Source organism: Yinghuangia sp. YIM S09857, from assembly GCF_051388915.1.
In the GTDB taxonomy this organism is placed as follows: domain Bacteria; phylum Actinomycetota; class Actinomycetes; order Streptomycetales; family Streptomycetaceae; genus Yinghuangia.
Genome location: NZ_JBPKBH010000007.1, coordinates 269103 through 280384 on the forward strand (window position 1 = coordinate 269103; position 11282 = coordinate 280384).

Genomic DNA, 11282 nt, shown 5'->3' on the forward strand with positions numbered 1-11282 from the left:
TTGTCCGAGAACCCCGATAATTCGGGCCTTTACTCCACTTCTCCGGCGAAGTGCTTATGCTGGCCGGTTATGACCGCCATACCGCCCCAGAGCCGGAGCTCGGCACGCGTGGAGATCGCACGCCTGTGCGACTCCGGGCTGACCGGCGACCGGCTGCTCGCGGAGGTCACCACCCGGCTGCGCGAGGTCGTGCCGTTCGACGGCTGCTTCATATCCTCGACCGACCCCGACACGCTGATGTGCACGCATCACGCCGTCACCGACGGCCTCCCGCCGTGGTTGTGCGGGCCGTTCTTCCACAACGAGTTCCTCGACGACGACTACAACAAGTTCGCCGACCTCGCCCGCATGCCCTCGGGCGTCCGTACGCTCGGCGAGGCCACCGGCGGACACCTCGGCCGCAGCGCCCGCTACGTCGACATCAACTCGGCGCTCGGTTTCGGCCACGAGGCGCGCATCGCCTTCACGGTCGGCGACCGCACGTGGGCCATCGGCAACCTGCTGCGCGAGACGGGCAGCAGCGACTTCTCCGAGGCCGAGCGCCAGTTCCTCGCCGTCGTCTCCGAGGACATCGCCCGCGGCATGCGCACGGCGGTGCTCGGCGAGCGCGAGCCGGAGGTCCTGGCCCCCGACGCACTCCCGGCCGGCCCCGGCGTCGTCGTCTTCGATGCCGAAGGCCGCCTGATCAGCGCCACCGACGAGGCGGCCGCGTGCCTGCGGAGCATCGACCCCCGTACGCCCACCTCCGGCGCCGCCACCCCCTTCGGCTTCCCGCTGCCCCTCGCCGCCTCCATGCTCGTCGCCCGGGCCCGCGCCCACGCCGCCGGCCGCGGCGCACCCCCGGCCAGCGTCCGCCTGCGCACCCGCAACGGCGCCGGACTGCGCCTCCAGGCCGCGTGCACCCGTACCTCCGACGGCACCCCGGGCGGCACCGCCCTCACCATCGCCCCCTCCGCGGCCGCCGAACTCGCCCCCACCGCCGTCGGAGAGTACGACCTCTCCCGCCGCGAACAGGCCGTCACCGCCTACCTCACCCGAGGCTTCGCCCCCGCCGACATAGCCGCCCATCTCGGCCTGGCCGCCGAAGCCGTCGACCTCGACGTCCGCACAGTCCTCGAAAAAACCGCCTCCGCCACCCCCGGCCAACTCACCTCCCGCATCTTCACCGACCACTACTACCCCACCCACAACGCCGGCTGCCGCCCCCTCTTGGCCGCATAACCCCGGCTGCCATCGAACCGGCCCGCACTCGAATCCACAGCAGCCCACCGGCACAATGACGTGGCATTGCCGGGCCACAAGGTCACGGCGACCGGGGGAAACCGCGCGCCGGCTGTCGCCCCTCGTCAATCGCGGGATACGGCGCCCGGGGGAAAGCATGCGTGCAGCTCGCCCACATCGCACCACGTTGTCGGTGGCGGCACTACTCGTTCTGATAATCGCCGCGGCACTACCGACCACACCCGTCGCCGCCACGGCTCCCGCCGTCGGGACCGCTCCGCTCCGAGATCAGCCGGTGCAGGCACCCGTGGCCCAGGTATCCGCGGTGGGCTCCGCACCCGTCAAGGTCATGTCGTACAACGTGTGCGGCGGCGCGGTCTACGGAACGGTGTGCACCACCCCCGGCGAGACCACAGCGCGCGCGGAGGCGGTACGCGCGCTCACCGAGGCCAAGCAGGTGCAGATCGTCTTCCTCTCCGAGATCTGCCACGCACAGTTCGACGCATTGGTCGGGCCGATGTCCACCCTCGGCCACCGCGGCACCTACATCGAGACCGGCACCATCGACAAGTGCCGGGGAGGCGTCCCGGGGCGCAGCGACAGCCACGGACTGGCCGTGTTCGGCACCGGCATCGCCGCGCAACCGCAAACGCAGGTCTTCGACTTCGGCGAGAAGTCCGGTGGGGACTGGAACAAGATGCTGTGCGTCGATACGACGCTGATGACACGTACCGTCAAGGCCTGCACACTCCACCCGAGTCCCTACCTGGAATCCGAGCAGTGCCCCGAGGGATCGGCGCTGCCCAAGTGCTGGGGAACTCCCGCGGACCGAACTGTTCGCGCGGCACGGCAGGCCCTGGACCCGTGGACCGCGGCGGGTGTACCGGTGATCTTCGGCGGCGACCTCAACCTTGAGCCGAATGCGCCGGGGATGGACAACTTCTACACCCACAGCGGGGGTTCCGGGCACTTCGTGGAGGCAGACGAAGCCGGTGCGTGCCCCACCGATGTGGCCAGGTGCCGCGATGGTCAAATGACGTACGACATCGGTCTCGGCAGCGCGTCGAAGATCGACTACGTCCTTTTCGACGACCGCAATTTCACCGCGGTGGGTGCCGAAGTGGTGCCCAGCCCGGTGTCGTTGTCCGACCACGGCGCCCTCATCGGCGGCGCGCGCTGGACCGCTTGCGGTGATCCGGCCGCGCTGCCTGGTAGCGCGAACCCGTGCGGAGGCGAGACGGGGTCGACGCGACACGCGGACTTCGACGGAGATGGTCGCGAGGACATCGCCGCGTTGACCGACGACGGGGCGGGCACCAGCAGTCTGTGGTGGTGGCGTGCCCTCCCGACTGGATCGTTCGCGCCGCCCGCCCGCGCCTGGCAGAGCGCTCCGGGGATGTTCACGTGGGGTCGCGCCAAGGTGTTGGCCGGGGACTTCACCGGAGACGGCAAGGCCGACATCGGAGTGCTCTACAACCAGGGCGGCCACCCGGACGGCGCCCGAGAGACCGCGCTGTGGACTTTCACCGCGACCGGCTCGGGGTTCGCGGCACCGGTGAAGGTGTGGGACAGCACGACCTGGGGCAGTTGGACCTGGGCCTACAGCAAGCCCGTCGCCGCGGACTTCACGGGCGACGGCAAAGCGGACCTCGCGGTGGTGTACGACGGGTCCCCCGGCGGCTCGTACCCTGCCGAGACGCGCATGTTCACGTTCGCATCGACCGGCGCGGGGTTCGCGGCGCCGACGATCACCTGGAACAGTGCCGGTAAAGGCAGTTGGACGTGGGCGTACAGCAAGCCCGTGGCCGGGGACTTCACCGGAGACGGCAAGGCCGACCTCGTCATCCACTACGACGACGCCCCCGGCACCGGCGTGACGGGAGCCTCGTCGCTGCGGCTCTTCTCCTCTATGGGAACGGCTTTCGCCGAACCCACGACCGCCTGGCAGACCCCGGTGAACGGCAGCTTCCGCTGGCCCTATGGCAAGCCCGTGGCCGCCGACTTCGACGGAGACGGCAAGACGGATGTTGGGGTCTTGTACAACGGCAGCCCGGAGAACACGTACCCGCGAGTCACCCGCTTTTTCGCCTTCATGTCGACAAGCGCGGCTTTCGCTGAACCGCGACAGCTCTGGGACAGCACCGGCCAGGGTAGCTGGACGTGGGCGAGCAGCAAGCCAGTGGCCGGGGACTTCACGGGCGACGGCAAGGCCGATCTCGCGGTCGCGTACGACCAAGGCGCGGAGGGCACAGCCCTGTGGGTGCTGCCGTCCAACGGCATGGCGTTGGCGGCGCCGACGAAGTGGTGGGATTCGGGAGCATGGAACGCGGTCACGGGCAAGCAGGTGGCCGGCGACTTCGACGGCGACGGCCGAACCGACATAGCCGTGCTGCACGACGGCGGCCTGGACGAAAACAACGCGAACCACAGCAGCGCGTGGGTGTTCCGGGGCACCGCCGACGGCCGGTTCGGCCCGGCCACGCGGGTCTGGGACAGCGGTCCGCGGTGGACCTGGACGAGCAGCACACCGTTGGCAGGCGACTTCGACCGTGACGGCAAGGCGGACCTGGCCGTGCTGTACCACGTCGACGCGGACGAGACGGTGCTGTACACGTTCCGTTCGACGGGGACGGGCTTTGAACCGGTGGCACGTGCCTGGGAGGGCAACGGGTGGAACGCCAACCTGCTACAGCCCCTCGTCGCCGACTTCACGGGTGACGGCGACCTGGACATCGCGCTGCTGGGATCGCAGGGCACAACGCATGACGGAATGTGGCTGCTCACCGGCACAACCGCCGGATTCGCACCGCCGATTCCGGTGGGTCAGGCTCCGACCGACAGGGTGTGGCAGCGTGTCCATTCCCGGCCGGTCGCCGGGGACTTCACCGGGGACGGCCGGGCGGATGTTGCGGGTTGGGTGAAGTGCGGCGGGGCGGCGCAGGGCTGTGACGGGGTGCCGGACGAGTTGGTGGTGTTCGTTTCGGGTGCGGACGGCAGTCTGACGGCCGGGCCGGAGGTCGGAGGGACGCGGGCGGACGCGCTTGTGGTGGTGCCGGGGTCGGGTTCGGCAGGGGGATACCTTGCGATGCTGCGACAGGTGGCGGGCTCGACCGCGCTTGTGGAGGTCTCTGCGACGGACGGTTCGACCACGCTGTTGGCGTCCCACCCGGGGATTTGGTCGCCTGGTGGGAATCCGCTGCTGGCGGGGGACTTCGATGGGGACGGGGCGGTTGAACTCGGTGCCTTTGGTGGGGACTCCAAAGGCGGCGGGATAGGGCTCTGGGTCTTTTCCGCGGACGCCTTCCTCGGCGACGGGCCTCGGCAGGCCGGAGGATTCGTGTGGGGGGCACTCAGCATGGTGTGAGCGGGAGGGCACTGATCGCGCGGCGGCCGTTCGGAACGTTGTGGTGGACCGTGGCGGCAAGTCGCAGGACCTGCACCGGACTTTCCCGGCAAATGGCCTGGAGGTGGCTGCGCGGATCAACTGGCCGGGGGCTACCACCCTTGTACGGCAGTCAATTTGTCACTAAAAGTGCCGAGGCCCGCCCCTTGGTCAGGGCGGGCCTCGGCGGGGGTACGGCGGTCCGGATACGGACGGGGTGGGTCAGTTGTCGCCGTCCTCGTCGATGAGGAAGCCGCGCATCGGCGTGGCCTGCTGCATCGGCTGCGGCTGCGGGGCCTGCGGGCGGACCGGGGCCATCTGCTGGGTCATCGGCTGGCTCATGGCGGGTGCCATCTGCTGGCCGATCGACGGCGTCATGGCCGGCGTCATCGACGACGGGACCGGAGACGACGACATCGCGGGCGGCAGCGACGCGGTGGCCGGGGTGCGAGGCGGGGCGAGCGAGTCGTCCGCCTGCGACTCCAACTGGCGCAACTGGCTGTCCAGGTACGACTTGAGGCGCGTGCGGTACTCGCGCTCGAACGCCCGCAGGTCGTCGACCTTGCGCTCCAGCGTGGCCCGGGCGCTCTCCAGCGAGCCCATCGCGACGCGGTGCTTCTCCTGCGCGTCCCGCTCCAGCGCGTCGGCCTTCGAGCGCGCGTCGCGCTCCATGCCCTCGGCGCGGGTGCGTGCCTCGCCGACGATCTTGTTGGCCTCGGAACGCGCCTCGGCGATCGCCTGGTCCGCGGTCTGCTGCGCGAGCGCGAGCACGCGGGCCGCACTGTCGCCGCCCGGGTTCGGCATCTGGCCGCCGCCGAGCTGCGGCGGGCCACCGAGCTGCGGCGGACCGCCGAGCTGGCCCTGCTGCTGCATCTGGTGCTGCTGCGGCTGGAGCTGCCCGCCCATGTGCTGGCCCGGCATCTGCTGCTGCTGCTGACCGGGGAACTGCCCGCCCTGCAACTGGTGCTGCTGTCCCTGCATCCCGCCCGGGCCAAGCTGCGGCTGTCCCTGCTGCATGCCGCCGGGGCCGAGCTGGGGCTGGCCCTGCATGGGGTGCTGGGGACCGCCGTGCATCTGCTGCGGGCCGCCCATCTGCTGCTGCGGGGGCGGCGGAACCGGGGTGGGCCCGGATATGGCGGCCGGCACAGGGGCGTCGGGGCGTTCACGCTCCTTTCGCTGCTGCGCCTGCTGCTGACTCTGCGCCGCGGCGCGCGTCGCGGCCGCGAGCTTGGCCCGCAGGTCTTCGTTCTCGCGAAGCAGGCGGGTCAGCTCCGCCTCGACCTCGTCGAGGAACGCATCGACCTCGTCCTCGTCATAGCCCTCGCGGAGACGGACGGTCGTGAACTGCTTGTTACGCACGTCCTCGGGGGTCAACGGCATTTCTTCACCTCAACGTGATCGTCGGCATCCGGACAGACCGTACCGCTTACAGCCTGCCCACGACGGAGATCAGGATGTAGACGATGATGATCAGTACGAAGAAGGACAGGTCGAGCGCTACGCCCCCGAGGCGCAGGGGAGGAATGAACCTGCGCAGCAGCTTGAGCGGTGGATCCGTGACGGAGTAGGTCGCCTCCAAGATGACGACCATGGCCCCTCGGGGTTCGTAGGACCGTGCGAACTGAAACACGTAGTCCATCACCAAGCGGAAGATCAGCAGGAACAGAAAGCAGTACAGGACGATGGTCAATACCTCGCCCGCGACGCTCATGCCTCTGCCCCCTCATACGCGTTCCCGGAAGACCCGGTTCCTCTCCTCAGTTCTCGCACCCCTCTGACATCAACCAGGGTTTCAGCTCTGGTTGAAGAACCCGCCCTCAGCGATGCGGGCCTTGTCCTCTGCTGTCACGTCGACGTTAGCAGGCGACAGCAGGAAGACTTTCTGGGTCACCCGCTCGATGCTGCCGTGAAGACCGAAGACGAGGCCCGCGGCGAAGTCGACGAGTCGCTTCGCGTCGGTGTCCTCCATCTCCGTGAGGTTCATGATGACCGGTGTGCCTTCACGGAAGTGCTCACCGATCGTACGTGCTTCGTTGTAGGTGCGGGGATGCAGCGTCGTGATGCGGTACGGCTCACGCTCGCTGACGACTTTGTGTACGGTCACCGGTGCACTGCTCTCGGGGCGGCGGTCGGGGATGGTCGACACGGTTGCCCGCTGCTCGTCGAGACCGCGCTCGACGTGCAGGGCGGGCACGGGCCGGGGGAGCTCTTCACGGCGTTCGCGGGGCTCGCGGATTTCGCGGGGTGGTTCGCGGAGTTCCTCCCGCCGCTCTTCGCGGCGCTCCGGACGCGGCTGTTCGGAGCCCCGTTCGGCACGGCCGTCCGGGCCGATGTCGTCCTCATCGTAGTCGTCGTACTCGTAGACATCGTCCTCCACGAGGCCGAGGTAGACCGCCATCTTGCGCATCGCGCCGGCCATAGTCAGGGTCCTCCATGGTGGATCGGCTGTGGGTCACCGTGGGTCGTGCGATCCACTTCATGGCGACGCTACCGGAGCAAGCGTCTGACACCGAGCACCGCAGTACCGATGCGTACATGTGTCGCCCCGGCCCCGACGGCCTGCTCGAGGTCGTTGCTCATCCCCGCCGAAACCATGGTTGCAGCCGGATGCGCTTCGCGCAGGCGGGTTGACATTTCCGCCAAAGCCTCGAAGGCGCGGGCGGGTTCCGTGCCGAGCGGGGCGACCGCCATGAGCCCGCCGAGTCGCAGGCGGGGCGCCTCGGCGATGGCGTCGGCCAGCGCCGGTACGTCGGCCGCCAGAGTTCCCCCGCGTGCCGCGTCGCCGTCCAGGCTCACCTGGATGAGGCAGGTCAACTCCCGTTCGTGGCGCGCCGCGCCGCCCGCCAGCGCGGTGACCAGGCGGGCCCGGTCGACCGAGTGCACGGTGTCGGCGTACGCGGCCACCGAACGCGCCTTGTTGGTCTGCAACTGCCCGATGTAGTGCCAGGTCAGCTCCAGGTCCGCACAGGCCTCCGCCTTGGGCGCGGCCTCCTGATCGCGGTTCTCCCCCACGTCTCTCACTCCGAGTCCGGCGAGCAGGCGGACGTCCGACGCGGGGTACGTCTTGGTCACCACGATCAGGTCGACCGCGTCACGGGCGCGTCCCGCCGCGTCGCAGGCGGCGTCGATGCGCGCCCGCACCTCCCGGAGGTTTGCGGCGAGTTCCTCGCGGCGGGCGGCAACCGCCGCCGCGCCGGGGCCGTCTGTGGGTTCCGAACTCATGTGCCCATCGTCCCCGAGGGCGGCGGGGCGGGCTCGGCCGGGGTTGCGGGCTCGGTTGCGGCGTCGGCGACAGCCGCGCCTGAGGCCGCAGTTGTGGCCGCAGGTGCGGCCCCGGGTGTGGCCGCACTTGTGGCCGGCCACACATATCCGGCGATGCGCCCGGTCTTACCCTCGCGACGGTAGGAGAAGTGGTCGGCGGACTCACGCGTACAGGTGTGCGATTTCTCACCGGGCGGTACGCCCGCGTCCGCAAGTTGCGACCAGACGCCCGCCACGATGTCGAGGGCCGAAGTGCCGTACCCCGTACGCGAACGGGCGGCCGGGATGCGCGCGGCGACCTCGTCGCACATCGCGTCGGGGACCTCGTAGCAGGGCCCGCAGACGGCCGGGCCGGTCTTGGCGACGATGCGCTCGGGCCGCGCACCCAGCTCCCGCATGGCCTCGACCGCGGCCGGAACGACCCCCGCGTACAAGCCGGGTCGGCCCGCGTGCACGGCGGCAACGACCCCCGCGACCGGGTCGGCCAGCAGGACGGGCACGCAGTCGGCCACCAGAACGGCCAGGGCGAGCCCGGGCGTTCGGGTGACGAGCGCGTCGGCCTCCGGGACCGTGCCGGACCAGGAGGCGTCCACGACGGCCGCATCGCGGCCGTGCACCTGGTCCATCCAGACCACACGTCCGGCGTCCAGCCCCAGCGCCTCGGCGACGCGGGCCCGATTGCCGTGCACGGTCCGGGAGTCGTCCCCGACGTGGCCGGCCAGGTTGAGGCTGTCGTACGGTGCCTCGCCCATTCCGCCGTGCCGGTCGGTGAAGGCGAAGCCGACGCCGCGTTCCACGGTCCGCAAGCTGAACAAGGCGACTCCCGAGGGACGAAGGGACACGGCACGGGCACCGGACGGCCGCAGTGCGCGGGACATCAGGGGGTCTGGTCGGGCAGCGGCACGCCGAACACACCCGGGAGACACGTCCCGAGCGCCGCCCGGGCCCCATCCGACGCGAGACCCGTCCACCGAACGGCGCAACGGGCCCCTACCCCCGGAGAGGTAAGGGCCCGTGTCGGCCGACTACTTCATGAACGGCGGGACGTCCAGGTCGATGTCCTCGCGCACCGGCTCGGGAACGAGCGGCGCGCGCGGCGGCGGCGGGTACTGGCTGCTCGGGCTGTCCACCGGGCCGAGGACGCTCTGCCCGCCCGGGGCGGGGGTGCGCGGCGGCTCGGGGGCGCGCTGCGGCGGCTCGGCCGGACGGCTCACCTTGCCCAACTCGCTCTTGGACGGCGGCTGTCCGCCGTCGAAGCCGGCCGCGATGACCGTCACGCGGACCTCGTCGCCGAGCGCGTCGTCGATCACCGCACCGAAGATGATGTTGGCCTCGGGGTGGGCGGCCTCGCTCACCAGTTGCGCGGCCTCGTTGATCTCGAACAGGCCGAGGTCCGAGCCGCCGGAGATGGAGAGCAGCACGCCGCGCGCGCCGTCGATGGACGCCTCCAGCAGCGGGCTGGAGATCGCCATCTCGGCCGCCGCCACCGCGCGGTCGTCGCCGCGCGCCGAGCCGATGCCCATGAGCGCCGAACCGGCCTCGGACATCACGGACTTGACGTCGGCGAAGTCGAGGTTGATGAGGCCCGGCGTGGTGATGAGGTCGGTGATGCCCTGGACACCGGACAGCAGGACCTGGTCGGCGGAGCGGAACGCGTCGAGCACGCTGACCTGGCGGTCGGAGATCGACAGCAGCCGGTCGTTCGGAATGACGATGAGCGTGTCGACCTCGTCGCGCAGCTGCGCGATGCCGTCCTCGGCCTGGTTGGCGCGGCGACGCCCCTCGAAGGTGAACGGGCGCGTGACGACGCCGATCGTGAGCGCGCCGAGATTGCGCGCGATGTTCGCCACGACGGGCGCGCCGCCGGTGCCGGTGCCGCCGCCCTCGCCCGCGGTCACGAAGACCATGTCGGCCCCCTTGAGGACCTCCTCGATCTCCTCGCGGTGGTCCTCGGCGGCCTTGCGGCCGACCTCCGGATTGGCCCCCGCGCCGAGGCCGCGGGTGAGTTCGCGGCCGACGTCGAGCTTGACGTCGGCGTCGCTCATCAGCAGCGCCTGCGCATCGGTGTTGATCGCGATGAACTCGACGCCCTTGAGACCGACCTCGATCATGCGGTTGATGGCGTTGACACCGCCACCGCCGATGCCTACGACTTTGATGACTGCGAGGTAGTTCTGGGGTGCTGCCACGCCGAAGGCCTCTCGCCTCGAGTTCCGGTCGCCACGCCGTGGTGCGGCGTGCCGACATTGCCGACCAGGGGAAGTCTCGGGACTCGGCTCGTGATGAGCCCCCGAACCCTCACCCTCAGGTATAGAGTTAGGGCCTGCGCCATACGAAAACCGCGTCAACCTGGGGCTACGCAGGACACTAGGTGCCGGAACGGCCCGGTTCAACGAACACGCCGAGCCATCCCCCCTTCTTTTTGCCGTGGTGTTTTTATCGCACCACCGCGCCCCCGGGTGACGGCGACCCCGTCACACCCCCGCTCCGGATCCGTTCCGGACCCTCCCAGGACCCGCCGGGAGCCCTCCGCGGAACCGCCCGCGGTCCCCCGAACAGCCCTTGCGGCCGGCCCCTACAACGGGGTGTTCCGCGTCGCCGGCGCCTCGGGGACGCTGACGTCGTAGACCTTCGCCTTGATCTTCATCAGGGCGACGAGCACCTCGGCCTTGCGCGGGGAATCCCCCGCCCCGCCCCACATCACCACGACCCCGTCGTCCAGGGTCATGACGATGTCGTCCCTCGTCCGCGCGGTGATGTCGCGGACTCTGGGGGCGACGCCGGGCGGCAGCGCGCCGATGACCCCCACGACTCCGCGCAGTGTCCTGTCGTCCACCGTGGCGGGATCCGCGTTGACCACCGGCACCCCCTGCGGCGCCGCGTCCACGGTACCGAACCGTACGCCGGTTTTGTCGATCTCCGCGAAACGCCCGGAATCCGGCATCACCGCGGCGACTTGACGTTCCGTCACCCGGATCTTGACGGTATGCGGCCAGTCCCGCGTGACGCTCACCGACGCGACGCGTGGCAGGGCCGCGACCCGCCGCTCGATCGCCCCGAGGTCGACGCGCGCGAGCGGCCTGCCGACCGGCACCTTGGCTGCGCCCGTGATCTGCGCGGGGGTCAGCACCGCCGTGCCGTGCACCGACACCTTCTCGGTGTCGAACAGCGGCGAGTACCTGACGGTGCCCCACGCACCGCCCGCGAGGACCAGGACGACGAGGATGACGACCGCCGGGCGGAGGTTCGTCCAGCGGCGCCCCGTACGGGACTTGGCGGCTCTCCCCGGCCTGTCGGGCCCACCGCCCGATCGCCCGGCGCCCGGCAACCGACCGCGGACCCGGGCCCACCACGAGGCGTTCCGGGACGCACCCGACCCGGCGGGCCGCGGGGGGGGGGGGGGGGGGGGGGGGGGGGG

8 protein-coding genes and 1 pseudogene are annotated in these 11282 nt (G+C 70.6%); 2 read left to right on the forward strand and 7 right to left on the reverse strand.

Going from position 1 to position 11282, the window contains the following annotated elements; all coding sequences use genetic code 11:
- The first annotated feature begins 69 nt into the window (after window positions 1-69).
- A complete protein-coding gene (locus ACRX5S_RS17480) occupies window positions 70-1221 on the forward strand; it encodes a hypothetical protein (RefSeq protein WP_436773864.1) in 1152 nt (383 codons plus the stop codon).
- Between the two features lie 325 nt (window positions 1222-1546).
- Complete coding sequence (locus ACRX5S_RS17485) at window positions 1547-4585, forward strand: FG-GAP-like repeat-containing protein (protein ID WP_436773865.1); 3039 nt, start codon at window positions 1547-1549, stop codon at window positions 4583-4585.
- A gap of 240 nt (window positions 4586-4825) precedes the next feature.
- On the opposite strand, the gene ACRX5S_RS17490 is transcribed toward ACRX5S_RS17485, so the two are convergent.
- From ACRX5S_RS17490 to ACRX5S_RS17520, 7 genes and pseudogenes are all read right to left on the reverse strand, one after another.
- On the reverse strand, window positions 4826-5983 hold the full coding sequence (locus ACRX5S_RS17490; protein WP_436773866.1) for a DivIVA domain-containing protein: 1158 nt from the start codon (window positions 5981-5983) through the stop codon (window positions 4826-4828).
- A 46-nt stretch (window positions 5984-6029) separates the two neighbouring features.
- On the reverse strand, window positions 6030-6314 hold the full coding sequence (locus ACRX5S_RS17495) for a YggT family protein (RefSeq protein WP_358353109.1): 285 nt from the start codon (window positions 6312-6314) through the stop codon (window positions 6030-6032).
- An 81-nt stretch (window positions 6315-6395) separates the two neighbouring features.
- On the reverse strand, window positions 6396-7022 hold the full coding sequence (locus ACRX5S_RS17500) for a cell division protein SepF (protein ID WP_436773867.1): 627 nt from the start codon (window positions 7020-7022) through the stop codon (window positions 6396-6398).
- 68 nt (window positions 7023-7090) lie between these two features.
- Window positions 7091-7825: a YggS family pyridoxal phosphate-dependent enzyme gene (locus tag ACRX5S_RS17505; protein WP_436773868.1), complete on the reverse strand. Its 735-nt coding sequence runs from the start codon at window positions 7823-7825 to the stop codon at window positions 7091-7093.
- Window positions 7826-7962: 137 nt separating this feature from the next.
- Window positions 7963-8679 (reverse strand): annotated as a pseudogene (gene pgeF / locus ACRX5S_RS17510) (peptidoglycan editing factor PgeF); the annotation flags it as partial.
- Window positions 8680-8889: 210 nt separating this feature from the next.
- The gene (ftsZ, locus tag ACRX5S_RS17515; protein WP_436773869.1) at window positions 8890-10053 is read right to left on the reverse strand and encodes a cell division protein FtsZ; all 1164 of its coding nucleotides are present in this window, start codon (window positions 10051-10053) and stop codon (window positions 8890-8892) included.
- 386 nt (window positions 10054-10439) lie between these two features.
- A complete protein-coding gene (locus tag ACRX5S_RS17520; RefSeq protein ID WP_436773870.1) occupies window positions 10440-11192 on the reverse strand; it encodes a cell division protein FtsQ/DivIB in 753 nt (250 codons plus the stop codon).
- Between the last annotated feature and the right edge of the window lie 90 nt (window positions 11193-11282).

Excerpts from the sequence above, each read along its gene's own strand:
- ACRX5S_RS17480 (WP_436773864.1), top strand. The coding sequence starts at position 70 with ATGACCGCCATACCGCCCCAGAGCCGGAGCTCGGCACGCGTGGAGATC.
- ACRX5S_RS17490 (WP_436773866.1), bottom strand. The coding sequence starts at position 5,983 with ATGCCGTTGACCCCCGAGGACGTGCGTAACAAGCAGTTCACGACCGTC.
- ACRX5S_RS17495 (WP_358353109.1), bottom strand. The coding sequence starts at position 6,314 with ATGAGCGTCGCGGGCGAGGTATTGACCATCGTCCTGTACTGCTTTCTG.
- ACRX5S_RS17500 (WP_436773867.1), bottom strand. The coding sequence starts at position 7,022 with ATGGCCGGCGCGATGCGCAAGATGGCGGTCTACCTCGGCCTCGTGGAG.
- ACRX5S_RS17505 (WP_436773868.1), bottom strand. The coding sequence starts at position 7,825 with ATGAGTTCGGAACCCACAGACGGCCCCGGCGCGGCGGCGGTTGCCGCC.